19 protein-coding genes and 1 pseudogene are annotated in these 17,871 nt (G+C 37.2%); 17 read left to right on the top strand and 3 right to left on the bottom strand.

The features are described from left to right. The first annotated feature begins 81 nt into the window (after nt 1–81). From EK386_RS12515 to EK386_RS12485, 7 genes are all read left to right on the top strand, one after another. Entirely contained in the window at nt 82–1,560 is a 1,479-nt protein-coding gene (locus EK386_RS12515; protein ID WP_126659512.1) for an aldehyde dehydrogenase family protein, read from the top strand. Between the two features lie 117 nt (nt 1,561–1,677). After that, nucleotides 1,678–3,759, top strand: coding sequence for a glycosyl hydrolase family 18 protein (locus EK386_RS20585; protein WP_281274263.1), 2,082 nt, complete (start codon nt 1,678–1,680; stop codon nt 3,757–3,759). 18 nt (nt 3,760–3,777) lie between these two features. Beyond that, nucleotides 3,778–4,239 (top strand): hypothetical protein, encoded by a 462-nt coding sequence (locus tag EK386_RS12505; protein ID WP_126659510.1) that lies wholly within the window; start codon nt 3,778–3,780, stop codon nt 4,237–4,239. Nucleotides 4,240–4,302: 63 nt separating this feature from the next. Beyond that, nucleotides 4,303–4,641, top strand: coding sequence for a rhodanese-like domain-containing protein (locus EK386_RS12500; RefSeq protein ID WP_126659509.1), 339 nt, complete (start codon nt 4,303–4,305; stop codon nt 4,639–4,641). 606 nt (nt 4,642–5,247) lie between these two features. After that, on the top strand, nt 5,248–5,709 hold the full coding sequence (locus EK386_RS12495; RefSeq protein WP_126659508.1) for a hypothetical protein: 462 nt from the start codon (nt 5,248–5,250) through the stop codon (nt 5,707–5,709). Between the two features lie 320 nt (nt 5,710–6,029). After that, a complete protein-coding gene (gene epsC, locus EK386_RS12490; RefSeq protein ID WP_126659548.1) occupies nt 6,030–6,914 on the top strand; it encodes a serine O-acetyltransferase EpsC in 885 nt (294 codons plus the stop codon). A 131-nt stretch (nt 6,915–7,045) separates the two neighbouring features. Then, nucleotides 7,046–7,225, top strand: a complete 180-nt coding sequence (locus EK386_RS12485; protein ID WP_126659507.1) for a hypothetical protein — start codon at nt 7,046–7,048, stop codon at nt 7,223–7,225. 172 nt (nt 7,226–7,397) lie between these two features. Here EK386_RS12485 and EK386_RS12480 read toward each other — a convergent pair. Beyond that, nucleotides 7,398–7,692: pseudogene (locus EK386_RS12480) on the bottom strand (manganese catalase family protein); the annotation flags it as partial. 149 nt (nt 7,693–7,841) lie between these two features. Between EK386_RS12480 and EK386_RS12475 the strand changes: the two are divergent. The 3 genes from EK386_RS12475 (at nt 7,842) to EK386_RS12465 (ending at nt 10,267) form a co-directional block, all read left to right on the top strand. Next, nucleotides 7,842–8,540, top strand: a complete 699-nt coding sequence (locus EK386_RS12475; RefSeq protein WP_126659506.1) for a YetF domain-containing protein — start codon at nt 7,842–7,844, stop codon at nt 8,538–8,540. Nucleotides 8,541–8,677: 137 nt separating this feature from the next. After that, on the top strand, nt 8,678–10,021 hold the full coding sequence (locus EK386_RS12470; protein WP_126659505.1) for a hydroxysqualene dehydroxylase: 1,344 nt from the start codon (nt 8,678–8,680) through the stop codon (nt 10,019–10,021). Between the two features lie 60 nt (nt 10,022–10,081). Continuing rightward, nucleotides 10,082–10,267 carry a hypothetical protein gene (locus EK386_RS12465; RefSeq protein WP_126659504.1) on the top strand — a complete coding sequence of 62 codons (186 nt, stop codon included), beginning with the start codon at nt 10,082–10,084 and terminating at the stop codon, nt 10,265–10,267. 65 nt (nt 10,268–10,332) lie between these two features. On the opposite strand, the gene EK386_RS12460 is transcribed toward EK386_RS12465, so the two are convergent. Next, nucleotides 10,333–10,521, bottom strand: coding sequence for a hypothetical protein (locus tag EK386_RS12460; RefSeq protein ID WP_126659503.1), 189 nt, complete (start codon nt 10,519–10,521; stop codon nt 10,333–10,335). 112 nt (nt 10,522–10,633) lie between these two features. Here EK386_RS12460 and EK386_RS20330 point away from each other — a divergent pair, with 112 nt between their 5' ends. The 5 genes from EK386_RS20330 to EK386_RS12440 all read left to right on the top strand — a co-directional run bounded on the left by EK386_RS20330 (nt 10,634) and on the right by EK386_RS12440 (nt 15,656). Then, nucleotides 10,634–10,783 carry a hypothetical protein gene (locus EK386_RS20330; RefSeq protein ID WP_179966037.1) on the top strand — a complete coding sequence of 50 codons (150 nt, stop codon included), beginning with the start codon at nt 10,634–10,636 and terminating at the stop codon, nt 10,781–10,783. A 436-nt stretch (nt 10,784–11,219) separates the two neighbouring features. After that, nucleotides 11,220–12,149, top strand: a complete 930-nt coding sequence (locus tag EK386_RS12455) for a nucleoside hydrolase (protein WP_126659502.1) — start codon at nt 11,220–11,222, stop codon at nt 12,147–12,149. A 158-nt stretch (nt 12,150–12,307) separates the two neighbouring features. After that, nucleotides 12,308–13,699 (top strand): MDR family MFS transporter, encoded by a 1,392-nt coding sequence (locus EK386_RS12450; RefSeq protein ID WP_126659501.1) that lies wholly within the window; start codon nt 12,308–12,310, stop codon nt 13,697–13,699. Between the two features lie 233 nt (nt 13,700–13,932). Then, nucleotides 13,933–14,166: a hypothetical protein gene (locus EK386_RS12445; RefSeq protein ID WP_126659500.1), complete on the top strand. Its 234-nt coding sequence runs from the start codon at nt 13,933–13,935 to the stop codon at nt 14,164–14,166. Nucleotides 14,167–14,291: 125 nt separating this feature from the next. Then, nucleotides 14,292–15,656 carry an amino acid permease gene (locus EK386_RS12440; protein WP_126659499.1) on the top strand — a complete coding sequence of 455 codons (1,365 nt, stop codon included), beginning with the start codon at nt 14,292–14,294 and terminating at the stop codon, nt 15,654–15,656. A 4-nt stretch (nt 15,657–15,660) separates the two neighbouring features. Here EK386_RS12440 and EK386_RS12435 read toward each other — a convergent pair whose 3' ends face one another. Beyond that, nucleotides 15,661–16,287 (bottom strand): LysE family transporter, encoded by a 627-nt coding sequence (locus tag EK386_RS12435; protein ID WP_126659498.1) that lies wholly within the window; start codon nt 16,285–16,287, stop codon nt 15,661–15,663. A gap of 119 nt (nt 16,288–16,406) precedes the next feature. Here EK386_RS12435 and EK386_RS12430 point away from each other — a divergent pair, with 119 nt between their 5' ends. Together EK386_RS12430 and EK386_RS12425 are read left to right on the top strand one after the other, a co-directional pair. Next, nucleotides 16,407–16,739: a hypothetical protein gene (locus tag EK386_RS12430; protein WP_126659497.1), complete on the top strand. Its 333-nt coding sequence runs from the start codon at nt 16,407–16,409 to the stop codon at nt 16,737–16,739. 125 nt (nt 16,740–16,864) lie between these two features. Then, on the top strand, nt 16,865–17,590 hold the full coding sequence (locus EK386_RS12425; protein ID WP_126659496.1) for a 3-ketoacyl-ACP reductase: 726 nt from the start codon (nt 16,865–16,867) through the stop codon (nt 17,588–17,590). The last annotated feature ends 281 nt before the right edge of the window (nt 17,591–17,871 follow it).

Below are 17,871 nucleotides of genomic sequence, written 5' to 3'. Positions count from 1 at the left end.
GGGTAAAAAGGGGATTGTATATTTCGGTATGACTAATTTCATACTAATGAAGATGAAAAAAAGAATATGGAGGTTCGAAAAATGACAACAGAACCCATTATGATTCATTCAATTATTAATGGAGAAAAAATAAAAACAGAAAAAACCTTCCCACGAGAAAACCCTACTCATCCCGATCAAATTGTTGGGTATGCGCCAATCAATACGAGAGAAGAAACGATACAAGCAATCGACGCAGCCTATAACTCATTCAAACAATGGGCGTGGAGCGATGTGGACGAACGCATTGAAAGAATGCAGCGTGCGATTCAAAAAATTAAAGACTCTACGAAGGAAATTGCAGAATTATTATCGAGAGAACACGGGAAAGCATACTATGATGCAGAAGGAGAAGTGGGTCTCTCCTTAATGTATATGGAATATGCATGTAATCATGTAAAGGAAATCGTTACACCGGAAGTCATTGAAAATGAAAATGGTCGAACAATTATCACCTTTGATCCAGTCGGGGTAGTATCAGCCATTACGCCATGGAACTATCCACTTGCTCTATCAACAATCAAAATTGCCCCAGCATTGCTAACGGGAAATACAATGGTGTTAAAACCGAGTCCTTTTGCCCCATTAGCCGTTAGTCGTGTTTGTGAAATGATAGCAGATGAATTTCCTCCTGGTGTATTAAATCTTGTACATGGTGAAGCAGATGTAGGTGTCGAACTAACATCAAATGAAAAGGTCGCGAAAATCGCATTTACTGGTGGAACGAAAACAGCAAAAAGTATTATGAAAGCTGCATCGGAAACCATTAAAAAGATGACACTTGAATTAGGTGGGAATGATGCAGCAATCGTTCTAGAAGATTTTGATGTAAACGATGAACGAGCATTACGTCGAATGGTGATTTCGAACTTCCTAACTGCGGGTCAAATTTGTATGATTGCGAAGCGAATTTATGTGCATCGCTCGATTTATGATGCCTTTGTGGAAAAATACATTGAAGCGGCGAATAAGTGGATTCGTGTGGGGGATCCGTTTAATCCGGATGTAACCGTGGGCCCTGTCAATAATAAAAATCAAGTGAAACATGTACAAAATTTAGTAGCCGATGCCGAAAGTAAAGGGGCAAAAGTGGTGAAACTCGGTCAGATTCTTAATCCAGAGTTAATGGATAATGGGTACTTCCTTCAACCAACGCTCGTATTAGGTGCCAATTATCATGATCCTGTTGTCGTGGAAGAGCAATTTGGTCCAACTGTGCCAATCTTACCTTTTGATGACGAAGAACAAGTAATCGAATTACACAATGAAAGTATTTACGGTTTAACAAGTTCTGTTTGGGGAGAAGAAGAGCATGCCATTCGTGTGGCTCGTCGAATCGAAGCAGGAACAACGATGATTAATACAGCAGCTGTACAAGGGTTAGACATCCGTTTCCCATTTGGTGGCGTAAAGCAATCAGGGGTTGGACGCGAATACGGAAAAGAAGGCTTAAAATCGTACACGGAAACCCATGTCATTAATATGCCAAAAAATAAAGAATTACCTTATATCCCAGAATAATAATTAGAGAAGTGACTAACGATTTAGTTGCTTCTTTTTTCTTTCAATTAGTCCACTCGTCACAATACATTATTCCTTCTATTCGAAACATACTAAAAGAAAGGTGGTGTTCTAGTGATGTATTCTTTTGAACGGGCAGAATTAAAAGAAGTAAATGGACAAATGCAAGTCATTTTACATATGAAAATGCCGAACAATTCGCATCTTACTGAGTTTGGTTCAGAATTCTTTTTTGGACGTGCGGATACGTTAAAAAAATCGGCCAAACAATTTGTTAAAAAAACCTTCCCTAAATTAAAAATTGCGAGCATTGTGGTCGTAGCAGGTGCGGTGATATTAACGAGCATCCCGATGCAACAAGCAGAAGCCCATGAAGTGAATTTTAATATGAGCTACCTGTATTTTGGGAATACACAATCCTACATTTCTCAAATTGATAAAACTCAAGGAAATTTGAACCTCGTGTCTCCTAGTTATTTCGATCTTAATGCAGATGGCTCTTTAAACATTTCAAAACAATTTGACTCAGTTTTTGTTAACGAAATGCACAAGCGCGGGATTAAAGTCGTTCCTTTTTTAAGTAATCATTGGGATCGAACACTTGGCCGTGCTGCACTTGCCAATCGCGAAAAGCTATCAACTCAAATTGCCGATTTTATTATGAAAAATAATTTAGATGGTGTGCAAGTGGATATCGAAAATACAACGGAAATTGATCGGGCGGCGTATACCGATCTCGTGAAATTATTGCGACAAAAAATCCCTTCGACAAAAGAAGTATCCGTTGCTGTTGCGGCCAACCCAAATGGATGGACGAAAGGATGGCATGGGACGTACGACTACAAAGAATTAGGGAAATATGCGAGTTACTTAATGATTATGGCTTATGACGAATCGTATAACGGTGGTCCAGAGGGTCCTGTTGCAAGTTATCTGTGGGTGGACCGTTCTATTCAGTATGCGATAAATCAAGGTGTACCGGCGGAAAAGATTGTACTAGGTGTCCCATTTTACGGTCGTTATTGGAGAGAAGGTGCTCCAGTTAGTGAAGGGGGAGCCGGAATCTCGAACACAAAGGTGGACGAAATGATTGCAAAATACGGTGGAAAAGTCGTATTTGACGAAAAATCAAAATCACCGAAAGCAACTATTACCATAAAAGCAGGCGATCCACCAACGTCGATTGCAGGGAAGACTCTCCCAGCTGGAACGTACCATATTTGGTATGAAAATCATGCCTCGTTAAAAGCAAAATTGGAGCTCGTTCATAAATACAATATTAAAGGCACAGGAAGTTGGAGTTTAGGTCAAGAAAGTCCTTCTATTTGGCAATCATATAGAACGTGGTTAAGTCATGATGGGGTAGCAAAAGAACCAACCATCCCCACATATCCGAACGAAGGGTATGACACGTATGTTGTCAAAGCAGGGGATACGTTATGGAAAATTGCAACGGCTCATAATATGTCAGTGAACGAATTGAAGGCAATAAATGGGTTAACAAGCGATATGATTACAGTTGGACAATCGCTAAAGGTGATCAAGTCAGATACAATTTCTGCACCACCAATCATTCGTCCGCAGCAACCACAAATCGTAAAGAGTAATCCATTTACAGATATTGATGCATTTGATAATGAAACAAAAGAGCATATTTTAAACTTAGTTGACAAAAATATAATTTATGGCACATCACCGACAACCTTTTCACCAAACGATACCATCACCCGTGGACAAGTGGTCATGATGCTTGGTCGATTGTTAGTTAACAATAACATAGCAGAGATACCTGCTGATTGGGATAAGAACCCTTATTTTAAAGATGTTCCAATCGATACGAATAACAAAGAGTTGTTAAAATATGCTGCTGTCGTAAAGGCATCGGGTGTATTTGCTGGGAAACCGGATGGAACCCTAGATTATTCGAGTGCGATTTCACGAGAAAATATGGCTCTTGTTCTTGACCGCGCAACCGAAGCGATTAAAGGAAAATCCCTTATAGACATGGCAGCCAACAAACCAAATACAGTAGTTGATTTGGATCAAGCTTGGAAGGGGTCTCATGATGCGATACGGGCATTAAATGCTTTAGGAATTTCAAACGTGGATCGTTTTAATCCAAAAGGTGATGTGAAACGGGTCCATTTTGCTTTGTTTTTATCAAGAGCAATGGACTATATGATGCCAGAAAATCAATAAAATTTTAGGAGGATATTTATGATGAAAAAGATATTACTATTTTTCGTAACGATGCTATTTGTGTTGACCACGCAAAGTTTTACTCTTGCAGCAGAGGATAAACCGCCACTCCCATACTTTGGCAATGGTGCAACGGTTCAGGATTTGGGCAATGGTGAATATGTAGTAAAGACAGAAGGGGCAAAGGATGAAGAAGGATTTGTATACACTGCGCCTAAACCATTTACGACAGAAAAAATTCAAGTACAAGTTTCTTTAAAGGGGCAAGGGACAGTTATGTTGAAGATTTCTGAAACGACTGCAAGAGGTCAGTTTATACGAGAAGAACGTTTACCGATTCAGTTGACAGAAGAATGGAAGACGTACTCCGTGCCCTATGAATTAGCAAGCACAACCTCTCAAATTGATGTGTCAATCGTTACGCAATCAAAAGAGCAAGTGCAATATACATTCAAAGACTTAGTTGTGAAGGAACAATAATCGGATATTTTTTATGATAGAATAGTGTAAAAGCTATTCTATTTTTTTATGGGGGTCATGAAAATGGTAACAAAAATTACACCAGAACAATTATTTCAGAAATTGCAGGCTGAAGAAAACGTGTTGCTTTTAGACGTGAGAGCGGAAGAAAAATATAAGGATTTCCATATAGAAGATACAAATGTTCATAGCGTAAACATACCGAAAACTGAAATTTTTAAGTTGACTGAAGAGAGGGAAGCGGTTGTACCAGCATTACCGACAGACCAAGAAATTGTTGTTACATGTACAACAGGAAACTCCGCTTCAAAATGTGCAACTATTCTTGCTGAAAAAGGATTAGATGTGATTGTGTTAGATGGCGGTATTAATGCGTGGAAAGACTATTTGGAAAAGGAATAAAAGTCGGTACTTAGAGGGGAGGGCTTATCTTTTATTGAGAATCTCCCCGTAGTTGCCACTACTGTTAGTTTCCCATACGCAGAATCTAGCTTATGAAGTCTACTTTGATCAATTTTCCAAGTAGATTTGGTTTTCATCAGTGTTATGAAGCCCCCTTTGATGGGATTTTTCGGTGATTGGGGTGTTCATCGAGTTGATGAAGCCCCCTTTGATGGGATTTTTCGGTGATTGGGGTGTTCATCGAGTTGATGAAGCCCCTTTGATGGGATTTTTTCGTGATTCGGGTGTTCATTGAGTTGATGAAGCCCCCTTTGATGGAATTTTTTCGTGGTTTTGTCCTTCATCAAGCCGGTGAAGCCCACTTCAATCGAATTTTCACGTGATTTTGTCCTTCATTAAGCCTATAAAGAACTCTTTGACCAATTTCCCCACAATATTCTCCTACATCGTGGCTACAATCGTTTCAACCACCATCTACATTCCCCCGTCGTATTAGTTTCCTATTTTCTAAGATTCAAGTTGACAAGAACATGACAATCCCATAAATTTTTAAATTATACTGAGTGGTCAACATATTAAACGTTAAATAGAATAAGAGTTGGATAGATGTATAAGGAACCAAGACTGCCTCAAAATGCAAAAGAGGGTATTTTGTTTATGCTGATTATTTCACTTATATCAGTAAACATGATTGCACCAACAATCATATTTCTAGAGCGTGGATTTAGTTTAGATGTGTATGTAGATACGTTAAAAATACTACCGATCATGTGGATTATTGTCATGATACTCGTTCGATTTGTAGCAGGGCCTCTAGTAGGAAAAGTGATGCCAAATTTCGTGGGGAAAACAGATGGCTTTAATGCGCGGGTACTTCTTAATATCGTTTTAAATGTAACATGCCTTTCTATTTTATTGACGATCATTGGGACGTGGGTAGGAATGAAGCAAATTACGCTAGAACCAATCGAAAATTTTCTACGTGTATGGCCAAGAAATTTTGGTGTTGCCTTTTGGATTGAGTTACTCATTGCACAACCAATCGCCTGTTTTACTATGAAAAAATAGCACGAAAGACAAGACCGAAAAGCTGCAGCACAAGGGGAAAGTGTGGCATAATCTATTTACAATGCGTTGATTATCACGATTGGCGCATTTTTTTCATCACAAGAATACAATAAGGACAGTGCAAAAGACGTTTTTCGTAATTTATTTCATAAGTCAACAAGCTTGTGCGGAAAATTATTAACTATTAAAATAAGACAAGTAGAAGAATTTATACGAATTTTATATACTTTTTCTTGTACAGTAAGGAAAAATGGTATTAAATCAATGTTAGGCATATTTTTTAAAAATTTATACAATTTGAGGTGACTGCTTTGAAAACTATGAAGTTAAACGATTGGTTAAACAATGAGATTCCGAACATTGCAAAATCACTCGAGGATGTTCATAAAAATTATTTTTCTATTGATAAAACGATAGGATTTGAAGGGCAACAAAAGATCTATCAAATTTTGGAAAATTTCCGTTCTGCTCTTTTCCCTTGCCTATGTGATAAATACACAAATGAAGATGATCGAATTAATATAAATATTGGAAATAAATTAAGAACATCTGCGTTAGATTTACGTTTTTTAATTGAGAAGGTGTTACCAAAAGACCAATCTCTTGAAGAAGCAGATCAAATTGTTATTGATTTAATCAATAAGTTTCCAACTATACGTAAAACGATTCAAACGGATATCCAAGCGGCTTATAATGGAGACCCAGCTACTACTTCAACGGACGAAATATTATTTAGTTATCCTTCGATTCAAGCAATCACGATACATAGAATTGCGCACGAACTGTATAATTCAAACGTGCCAATTATCCCTAGAATCATGGCAGAATATGCGCATCAATTAACGGGGATCGATATCCATCCGGGCGCATCGATCGGGGAGTATTTCTTTATTGATCATGGTACGGGCGTGGTAATCGGGGAGACATGTACAATTGGTAAAAATGTTAAGATTTATCAAGGTGTGACATTAGGAGCAAAAAGTTTCCCACTAGATGAACATGGAAATCCAATTAAAGGCATCAAGCGTCATCCGAATATTGAGGACAATGTGGTTATTTATGCAGGTGCAACCATTCTTGGTGGCGATACAACCATTGGCCATGACAGTACAATTGGCGGAAACATTTGGTTAACACAATCGGTTCCACCAAATTCAAGAGTGTATAATTCACAACCATTACCAAATATTAAAAATGGTGTGTAATTTATTTTGATAAAAGGGCGATTTCTTAGCAATAAGAAGTCGTCCTTTTATTACTTACCTTTTTGTGAAAAAATTTTTGGGGTATAAAAAATTCCTCCATGACCATAATAATGAGCGTGGAGGTGAGAAACATGGCTAACAATAACAACAACAATAACAACAACAACCAACGCAACAACCGTCAAAACAATGACAACAACAACCGCAACAACAATGCAGAGTTTGCTGAAGAGCTAAACTTTGAACAAAACCGCAACAATAATAACAATAATAATAACAACAACAATAACAACAACCGTGAGAACCGCTAAGGTAAACACCTCACAATTTAGTTATTGAGAGTTATTAACAACTCTGAACTGAAAACCCCGAATGGTGACACTTTTTGAAAGTGACTATTCGGGGTTTTTGTATGTCGTTTTGTTTATCTTTATAATCAGCTGTCTAACGGTTTCCGTTTGCATCAGCAAGCATAGCCTCCTAAACAATAATATGTTGAGGGTTCATTCCGCCTAAGATGGCATTAATGAGTGGATTTTTTGCAGCTTCCTCTAAAGTAGGAAGGGGGCATCTTCTAGCAATAGAGTAATCATCGTTGCCAACATTTCGATAAGTGCCAATTCTTCCGTTCCCGTATCGAGTAAGAGGTCACGATATTTTTCATTTCCTCGTACATACCCCCTTGTCCACCTAACACTTCCTGTAGCATCCTCGCAAAAATCGGATCGGGTCGTTCTGGTTTTGCGTGATATTGTAATTCCTTAACATGATAAAACACGGTCGTATCACTCTCCTATTAAGTCAGTAAGAGTAGGGTATGCAAAGTAGGGATTAAGTGTTCGATCATCCAGAAAAGTGAAATTGAATAATGGTTTGTTTTAAGGACAATATATAATCAACATTGTTTAGAAAAGGTGGTTTAGTAGGTTGACGTTATCTGAACTAATCATAAGACTCTTAATAGCTTTTATCGTTTTATTTGTGGTAACACGAATTATGGGGCGTAAAGAAATAAGCCAAATGACCTTTTTTAATTTTGTATCTGCCATTGCTATTGGTTCTATTGCAGCAAGCTTAGCTATAGGTAGTAATGTAAGCATTCGGAACGGTGTTATTGCTTTAGTCGGATGGGCAGTTTTTACATTAATTATGGGGTTTATTGATATTAAATCGAAAAATGCTAGAAAGGTAACAACCGGTGAACCAATTATTGTTATAAAAGAAGGTAAGATTATGGAAGATGCACTCCGTAAGACCCAATTAGATATGGATTCACTAAACTCTATGTTACGCCAAAAGGATGTGTTCTCCTTAAATGATGTAGATTACGCTTTTTTTGAAACAAGTGGGAATCTTTCTGTTATGAAAAAAGAAAATAAACAACCTGTTACGAAAGGGGATCTACACATACCCAAGCAAAGTAAGATTTATCCAACAGCAACAGAAGTCGTTTCTGATGGTGTCATTAATACAAATAATCTAACTCGCTTAAATCTTGATAATGAGTGGCTAGAACAACAATTGAAAAATGCAGGTGTAAACTCTGTATCAGAGGTGTTTTTTGCAGAGGTTCAGCCTGATGGAAGTCTTTATATAGACAATAAGGACGATAATATGGTGAATTGAATACTTGTTAACAAGAAGAAGTGATTGCTATTTTTAGTGACCCCTTCTTTTTTTAATTACAAGGACAAGTTTGCGCTTAAAAGTCATTTTTAATGAGAAAACTTTACTTCAAATGAAATGATTAAGGGTGAACGCAATTGGAAAAATTTGATGTGATTGTCGTTGGTTCTGGTTTAGCTGGATTAACAGCGGGCTTGGAAATAAGTGAAGAGGGAAAATCCGTATTAGTAATCGAAAAAAACAAAGTACTCGGTGGTCGAACATCTTCCTGGAATGAGGATGGAATGATCGTGGAATCGGGCTTTCATCGACATATTGGGTATTATAAAAAGATGTCGGAAGTTTTACAAAAAGTGGGCGTGGATGTTGACGATATTGTGCAATGGGAAGAAAAGGTAGATATCCGGATTAAAGGAAAAAACGAAAATGCGGTATTTGGAATTTCACCGATTTTTGGACCCATTGCAACGATAAAAGGTGCACTAGGGAACAATGACATCCTTTCCCTTAACGATAAATTATCCCTCATTGCGTTTTTTACGAATGGCTTTTTACATTATATAAAAAATCCCGATGAATTGGATCAATTAAGTGTGCGGGACTATGCAAAAAAATTTGAGCTTAGTGAAAATGCGTTACATTATGCCATTATTCCGCTTAGTGCAGGCATTTTCTTTTTACCCCCTGAAAGATATTCGGCAAAAGTATTTTTTGGTCTGTTTTTACCGGGGATACCCCGATTTTATAAAATGCGTATTGGTGGCTATTTAGGTGGAATGACGGACATACTAGCCACTCCCATTGCAAATGCCATCAAAATGAGAGATGGGATCATTCGAGTAAATACAAAAGTGAATCGATTATTAGTAGAGGAAGGGGAAGTGAAGGGCGTTTTATTGGAAGAGCAGACGAAAATTTATGCAGATTATGTTGTTGTCGCTGCGAATTTAGCTGGAGCTAAGGCAATTTTAAAGGATGATTTTAGTACCCATCCAGCCTTTAGTGACATGTTTCAGTTACCAACCATGCCGGCTGTAACGATTCAAATGGAGTTTTCTGAACCAATTTTGCCATATGATCGAACAACTTTCACCCCATTAACGTCGATTGCCAGTTTAGCAGAGCAATCTCGCTCTACCTTTACACATGTTCCTGGGCGCTTATCACTTATTCTAACGCCACCAGAGAAATTTCTTCCTATGCAACCAGAAGAAATATTAAAAATAGTCCAACAAGATGGCAGGGAGTTAGGGTTAGATTTAGAATCGGGGTTAACCAATTACCGTGTCGTTAGCCATCCTGAAGAATTTCATAGTTTAGAACCGAATCATGATCATTTACGACCGGATCAACAAACGCCGATTAAACGTTTGGTCCTTGCTGGCGATTATACTCGACAACCCTTTTTTGCAACGATGGAGGGTGCTGTTATTTCAGGAATGAAAGCGGCAGAACTTGTTTTAGGAAAGTCCATCTTGTAAATGTCGTTTGGAATAAAAAAAAGGACATGACACACAATAATTGGCGTGGAGGTGATGGACATGGAACGAAAGCGAATGAATCAACAACACAATACACATCTTGAGAACGAACAGCTACATGAACATAATCACAACCGTAATCGTGAGGAGTTCGGGGAGGAAATCAACTTTACACGAAGCCGTAACCGTGAAGAATTCGCTGGAGAAGTGGATTTTAACAACAAAAACAATCGTCAAAACCGCTAATTGACTAAATTTAATATAAGAAAACCCCGAATGGTACTAAAATACTATCCGGGGTTTTTGATCGGTTAGAATCCGCCTTCATCGTACATTTTCTTTAAGACGTCCTTCATCGATAACTTTTTCGAATTCGTTTTGTTTGGGTGCGAAACTGTAATCAATCCATATTCTTCATTTTTTTTCAAACGAACCTCATTTGAGAGATCCAGTTTGTTTTTCTGATTCATGTTTCCATGTGATTGATTTGTGCTTGTCAAGTTGTCCATCTCCCTTCACGACTAATATGCGTATTTTTAGTCGCGATTATGTAAACGATATTATAGAAGGAACCGTAATTGATGGTATTTACATGAGGAGGGAGGTTTTTTTATGAAGAAGTTATTGTTATCATTATTCCTTACAGCTTCTACATTTTCATTAGTTGGTTGTGGAGACGATGAATCGCTTGAGGAAGGCGAACATATTGAAGAAATTGAGGAAGAAGATGAAATTGGTGATGGCGAGATTGATGATGAGTAGGCAACAAGCTACCGGTTGAGGGCGGATAAATCGAATTGAGGGTACTTAGCGATCATTTGAGGGCGGATGCAGCAAATTGAGGGCACTTGGCAATCATTTGAGGGCGGATATAGCAAATTGAAGAAACCTGCTCCCAATTATGTGAAATGCTAAAGTTTTTGAACAATTACCTCTTATATAGAAGTAAAGGGGATATCCAGAAAGCACTACACTTTCTGGACATCTACGCTTCTAATAATAAAATATCGCTAAAAAGCTGTGCTCCTGCGGTAGTAACAATAAATTGTCACTATCCTCGTCGCAAAGGAGCCATCCAAAATGACTTTTTGGATGGCTCCTTTTTTATTAGATGAGACCGATTTTTATTAAAATTTTGTATTATGGAAAATAAATGGTAATTTAATGGAATATATATAGAAAGGAAAGGGGTGCCACAATTACGAAAAAAATTCTTTTATTTTGTGATCCAGGCATTGATGATTCTTTAGCTATTATCTATTCATTATTGAATCCTGATATTGAACTAGTTGGAATTGTAACGAGTTATGGGAATGTGTCAAAAGAAGAGGCTACAGCAAATGCTGCTTATTTGCTCCATTTAGCTGGACGAAACGACATACCTATTATTCCGGGTGCTACCAAGCCTTTTAAACCGGAGAATATTGCGGTTTATCCAGAAATTCATGGGAAAGATGGGATTGGACCAATTAAGATTCCGAAAAACGTTCAATACGATATTTATACTTTTGATACTCTTCGTTTTATCTTAGAAAAAAATAAAAATGAACTTATTATTGTGGATACAGGTAGATCAACTACACTGTGTATGGTATTTACCTTATATCCAGAACTAATGAAAAACGTTCAAGCCTTTTATGTGATGGGAGGGGCATTTTTTATTCCTGGTAACATTACAGCCTTGGCGGAAGCAAATTTTTATGGTGATCCGACTGCTTCTAATTTCATATTGGAAACAGCACATAACTTGACTATTACCCCATTAAACGTTACGCAACATGCAATTATTACTCAAGATATTGTAGATGTTATATCTAAAAATATGAAAAATCCCTTTGCCTTCATGATGGACCCAATTTTTAAATATTACTACGAATTTTACAAAGAAAAAATGCCAGGTATACCCGGTGCACCCATTCATGATCTTCTTACTATCATGGTTATTCAACATCCCTCCATTGTGGATTACATTCACTATGATGCAAATGTTATTGAGGGGACAGAAGCAAAAGGAATGTCCTATATTGATTATCGTCCTACTAGTAAAAAGGGGAAAACCCGAATAGCTATGAAACTTCATTATGATTTATTTTTAAAAGAATTTAAGCGGGTTATGTTACCGGAATGAAAGATTAATTTGAAAGTAGTCATAAATCCTCCCTGAAAATAGCGTAACCTTAGTTGGAAGCCTTAAATTAACCAATCTTATAATTTCCAAATTGCAATCATTTCATTTATTATACAAAAGGTGACTTTCAAATTATTAAAATTGAATATGGAGGATTTATGAGTAATTTATATGAAAAGCGTAATCAAATCGTAATTCCCTTTTTGATTGCGGCGTTTATCGGTCTTTTCAACGAGACGGCTTTAAATATGGCCTTTGTTGAGATTGGTCGAGATTTTGGCATTGAACCATCTACTGTTCAATGGTTAACAACAGGCTATTTATTAGTATTGGGGATATTTGTTCCTGTATCGGCCTTTTTAATGCAGCGGTTTACAACGAGGCAACTTTTTACTGCTGCGTTAAGTTTTTCGATTCTTGGTACATTGATCGCAGCACTTGCCCCAACCTTTTCCGTTCTACTGATTGCACGAATTGTTCAAGCACTTGGGACAGCCATTATCATTCCATTAATGACAACCGTTATTTTAATGGTGTACCCAATTGAAAAACGTGGTGCAGCTATGGGGAAAATTGGACTTGTTATTGTATTCGCACCTGCAATTGGTCCAACTTTTGCAGGGGTCATTTTACAAGAATTTACGTGGCATTTTATTTTCTGGGTGACGATTCCATTTCTACTAATTGCAATATTCGTCGGCATTCGATTTATTGAAAATGTCAGTGAAGTACAGCCAACGAAATTAGATGTTGTATCATTTATTTTATCAACAATTGGGTTTGGTGGCGTAGTATATGGATTTAGTATTTCTGGAGATTTAGGTACATTTTTAGCGAAGGAAGTATACATAGCGGTAGGTTTGGGACTTGTATCATTAGTTTTATTCACAATCCGCCAATTGAAAATGGAAACACCAATGCTTAATTTGAAAGTTTTTAAATATCCAATGTTTACATTAGCATTATTTATTGTTTTAGCAGCGATGATGATGCTACTTTCTGTCATGGTTTTATTACCGATTTATATGCAAAGGGTATTGCTAATGGTACCAATGATTGCGGGGTTACTAATGTTGCCTGGTGGTGTAATCAATGCGCTTATGTCGGTAGTGGCAGGGAATTTATTTGATAAGTTTGGTCCAAGAGCAATGGTGCCAACTGGATTAGGCCTTGCAATCATTAGTCTATTTTTCTTAACTACTATCGATACGGAAACATCAAGTATTTTCATTATCATCATGCATATTCTACTGTTGATCGGTATTTCATTTATTATGATGCCTGCGCAAACGAATGGTTTAAACGAGTTACCACGTGAGTTATACATGGATGGTACGGCGATTATGAATACTCTACAACAAGTGGCGGGAGCAATCGGTACTGCAGTGGCCGTAACGATTATGTCAATTACAGCAGCAAAAAATCCGGATCCCTATCTTGGTTTAGTCGATGGTGTACAAAACTCCATCATATTCGGTTTAGTGTTAGCCGTACTCGCGTTTATTATATCGTTCTTTATTAAACGAGTGAGTACAGTACAAATGAAATAAGAGGTTTTGAAAATGTACGATTCGGTGGAAATTGAATTGTGCTTTTTTTATTTGTAAGGTGATGAAGGACGAAACAAGTAGGGGAGAAGTCGGTGAAATTGTTTTTCATAACCACGATGAAAACTAGTTCGTGTTAAATAGTGAGCTTCCAAGCACTCTTTTAAGGGGTGCTTTTTTGTTCGTATAGAAAGTCATTTATCATCCACAATAATAAAAGTGGAGGTGAATCGGTAATGGAAAACAATAACAACCGACGACGCAATGAAAACAACCTAGAAGAATTTGCTGAAGACTTAAACTTCAACCGCAATCGCAATCAAAACCAAAATACACGCGAAGAATTTTCAGAAGATCTAAACTTTAATCGTAATCACAATCAAAACCAAAATACGCGTGAAGAGTTTGCTGAAGATTTAAACTTTAACCGCGATCGTCAACAAAATAATAATGATTGTGAAGATTGCTAAACATTTATAAATGCTAAGGCCCCGAATAGGATCACTTCCTAAGTGAGCTTATCCGGGGTTTTTCATATACATAAACTTCTTTTCGCCGCTCATAATAATTAGGAATTTAGGGGAGGGTGTTTTGAATGGAACTTCCAGCACGTGCAGGAGGGAAAAGTGACAAAAACGGTGAAAGCAAATTAAAATGGTGGCAGCTTTCCCTTATCGGTGTTGGTTGTACCATTGGAACAGGATACTTTCTCGGATCTGGTATCGGGATTTCCAAAACAGGACCATCGATTGTTATATCCTTTATTCTAGCCGGATTAACTGCGATGATCGTATCCGAACTACTCGGAAAAATGTTTATACAAGATCCTCAAAAAGGCTCATTTCGATCGTATGCTAAAAAAGCGTATGGTCGTTGGGCAGGGTTTAGTAGTGGGTGGGTTTATTGGTTTTCTGAAATGTTGATTTCTGGGAGTCAGCTAACAGCACTTTCGATTCTTACCCGATTCTGGTTTCCCAATATTCCACTTTGGATATTAGCTTCGATCTACGCGATTCTCGGCATCATTGTTGTTTTAATTGGTACAAAAGGGTTTGAACGAACAGAAAACTTATTTGCAGTGATTAAAGTGGCTGCTATTTTTATGTTTATTATTTTAGCAATACTCGTGTTATTTGGATTTTTTGGTGGCGATAAAAATGACTTTAATGTACCAAACACGACCGATGAAATTTTTGCAAAGGGCTTCATTGGCTTATGGTCCTCGCTTATTTTTGGCTTTTATGCGTTTGGTGGCATTGAAATAATGGGTATTTTATCTGTAAGGCTCCAGCAAAAAAAAGAAGTCGTAAAGTCCACGACGGTCATGTTAATCATCTTAACGTCCATTTACTTAATTTCCATTTTCTTAGCATCCGGTTTTGTGGCTTACAATAAGTTTAATGCAAAGGAAAGTCCATTTGCGCTCGCTCTTGCTGATTATAATTTAGCTTTTTTCCCCCATGTTTTTAATGCAGGGATCATTATTGCAGGTTTTTCAACGATGGCGGCGTCACTTTTTGCGGTCACAAGTATGCTTGTTACAATGGCTGAAGATGGCGATGCACCAAAACTATTTGCAAAGAAAGGTAAATTAAAAGTACCGCCATTTGCCTTAGTATTAACAATTTCCGTATTAGTCATTTCGATTGTGATTGCAAGACTAATGCCAGATCGAGTGTATGAGTATATTACAACCGCAGCAGGTTTAATGCTCATTTACAATTGGTTTTTCATACTGATTTCATTCCCAAAACTGATGAAAGCTACAAAGTTTGACCATGTGAAACGCTATATTGCAATGCTTTTAATTTTTTTAGCAGTTAGTGGCACTGTTCTCGATAAAAATAATCGAATGGGACTTTTCGTCAGTATCGTATTTATAGCGCTCATTATTATTGTGGTCCTAATTATGCGAAAACGGAAGTCCAAGAAGAAAAACGCGTATCCAAAAGGTATTTAACGAGTTAGAAAAATAGTAATCGGATGGCTTGTACACCAAAATACACACCAAATCCAATTAATGAAAGTCCAGAGATGATGGAAATGCCACCAAGTAATTTGGAGGTAAGGATTTTTCTAAAACTGCTTGCGGTAAATGCCATTGTTACATCCCAAATAAATAGACCGACGAAAATTGCTAAGCTATATAAAATAATATGATCGAGATCATACGTGGAAACCGTTTTGGCTAGTACCGAACCAAAAATACCTAACCAAAACATCATCGACAATGGGTTAGAAATGGATAGAAGAAAACCGTAAAAGAAAGAGCTTTTAAATGAATTGCTTTTAATATTTTTCATTTTCACTTCTTTCCCAGCCGTTAAAATACTATCAACACCAGTATAAATCAGAACAAAACAACCAAATGACCATAGTAACGTTTGCATAAATGGGGTTTCAAGAAAATGGAACACGCCTAAATACACAATGAGCATATAAACTGCATCTGCTAACATTGCGCCTAGTCCAACTAACCAGGCATGTCCAAACCCACCATAAATACCTTTTGTTAATTGTGCTGCGTTCACCGGTCCAATTGGTGCAGCAAGAGAAATCCCTAAAAAAACATATCCGAAAAATGCACTCATTTTGTAAACTCCTTTAGTAACACAAAAAATGGTTTTTACCATCCTATTCATGTTGTACGGATAATAGGACAACTACTAAATGAATGTTGCAAGTTAAATACAATTAAGGAGTAAAGGCTATGACAGTGTATGTCTATCAAACCTTCGAAATAAAACAAGAAAAATTTAAAGAGGCCATCGAAAATTTACAAGAGATTAAAAAATTTCGCAACGAACAATATGATCACACGGTTGAAGTGTTAATTCCGATTACAGGACAGGATTATTGTTACGCTCTTCTTGCTACTTATGAAAGTTTAGCGGAAATGGAATTACAAGATAGAAAGATGTTTGACGATGACAACTATTTAAAGTTAGTTGGTGATTTTTTCTTAGAGCATGTCGTTCAAGGCACGATGAATACACAAATTTCTCGTGGTATTAATAAGAAGGTTTCAAAGAAAGAAGAGTAATAAGTGACAGGTGAAAGGGGATTGGTTCTGTGCACCTGTCCTTTTTTGTGCGAGCGCATGAGAGGCAAATTTATCCTTAAAATAGTATACTTAAACCGATAGAAGTTCGAAAGGAGCATATGAAAATGGCACAATCATTACAAGATAAAGTTGCATTTATCACTGGAGCAGCACGAGGAATAGGGAAAGCAACAGCACTTCATTTAGCAAAAGAGGGTGTAAATGTTGGATTAATCGCAAAAACGGAGTCTGCTTTAAAAGAAGTAGCGACAGAAATAGAAGGATTAGGTGTAAAGGTTGCATATGCGGTAGCTGATATCTCATCGAAAGAGCAAGTAGATGTAGCGGTTTCATCGTTAACTGAATCATTGGGCACTGCGGATATTTTAATTAATAACGCAGGAATTGCATCATTCGGTAAAGTATTAGAAATGGATCCAGAAGAATGGAAAAAAATCATTGATGTGAACTTATTGGGTACATATTATGTGACACATGCAGTACTACCTCAATTAATCGAAAAAAACGGGGGCGACATTATTAATATTTCGTCCACAAGTGGGTTAAATGGGGCAGCTACTTCAAGTGCATATAGTGCATCAAAATTTGCTGTGATTGGATTTACAGAATCATTAGCACAAGAAGTTCGTCGTAATAATATTCGTGTAACAGCCTTAACTCCAAGTACTGTCGCAACAGATTTAGCATTTGATTTAAGCTTAATTAAAGAAAATGATGATTCAAAACTAATGCAAGCGGAAGACATCGCTGAAATTATCGTCAACCAATTAAAGTTAAATCCACGTATTTATGTGAAAACAGCAAGTCTGATTGCAACGAATCCTTATTAATAGGTAAGGGTCTTCCAAAGCACTCTTTTAAGGGGTGCTTTTTTTGTGCGTTGCGCCAACTTATTGGACACATTTTCGGATTTATTAGACGAAATTGTGAGGTTATTAGTCAAACTTACGCAGATATTAGCCAAACATCCACACTTATTAGCCAATAGCCTTGACGAACCAAATGAGCTCATGTTATTATTATCTCGAATTAAAGATAATATATAACTTGCATAATATTGAAAGTAAGATGGCAAACTAAGATAGCAAATCAGCGCTATCTATATATTTTT

It is taken from the genome of Lysinibacillus antri (assembly GCF_003977595.1).
Lineage (GTDB): Bacteria > Bacillota > Bacilli > Bacillales_A > Planococcaceae > Ureibacillus > Ureibacillus antri.
Note: the sequence above shows the minus strand (reverse complement) of the source record. Positions and strands in the feature narration are given on the sequence as shown.

Coding starts and splice junctions, on each gene's coding strand:
- EK386_RS12515 (WP_126659512.1), top strand. CDS start 82: ATGACAACAGAACCCATTATGATTCATTCAATTATTAATGGAGAAAAA.
- EK386_RS20585 (WP_281274263.1), top strand. CDS start 1,678: ATGTATTCTTTTGAACGGGCAGAATTAAAAGAAGTAAATGGACAAATG.
- EK386_RS12505 (WP_126659510.1), top strand. CDS start 3,778: ATGATGAAAAAGATATTACTATTTTTCGTAACGATGCTATTTGTGTTG.
- EK386_RS12500 (WP_126659509.1), top strand. CDS start 4,303: ATGGTAACAAAAATTACACCAGAACAATTATTTCAGAAATTGCAGGCT.
- EK386_RS12495 (WP_126659508.1), top strand. CDS start 5,248: ATGTATAAGGAACCAAGACTGCCTCAAAATGCAAAAGAGGGTATTTTG.
- epsC (WP_126659548.1), top strand. CDS start 6,030: ATGAAGTTAAACGATTGGTTAAACAATGAGATTCCGAACATTGCAAAA.
- EK386_RS12485 (WP_126659507.1), top strand. CDS start 7,046: ATGGCTAACAATAACAACAACAATAACAACAACAACCAACGCAACAAC.
- EK386_RS12465 (WP_126659504.1), top strand. CDS start 10,082: ATGGAACGAAAGCGAATGAATCAACAACACAATACACATCTTGAGAAC.
- EK386_RS20330 (WP_179966037.1), top strand. CDS start 10,634: ATGAAGAAGTTATTGTTATCATTATTCCTTACAGCTTCTACATTTTCA.
- EK386_RS12450 (WP_126659501.1), top strand. CDS start 12,308: ATGAGTAATTTATATGAAAAGCGTAATCAAATCGTAATTCCCTTTTTG.
- EK386_RS12445 (WP_126659500.1), top strand. CDS start 13,933: ATGGAAAACAATAACAACCGACGACGCAATGAAAACAACCTAGAAGAA.
- EK386_RS12440 (WP_126659499.1), top strand. CDS start 14,292: ATGGAACTTCCAGCACGTGCAGGAGGGAAAAGTGACAAAAACGGTGAA.
- EK386_RS12435 (WP_126659498.1), bottom strand. CDS start 16,287: ATGAGTGCATTTTTCGGATATGTTTTTTTAGGGATTTCTCTTGCTGCA.
- EK386_RS12430 (WP_126659497.1), top strand. CDS start 16,407: ATGACAGTGTATGTCTATCAAACCTTCGAAATAAAACAAGAAAAATTT.
- EK386_RS12425 (WP_126659496.1), top strand. CDS start 16,865: ATGGCACAATCATTACAAGATAAAGTTGCATTTATCACTGGAGCAGCA.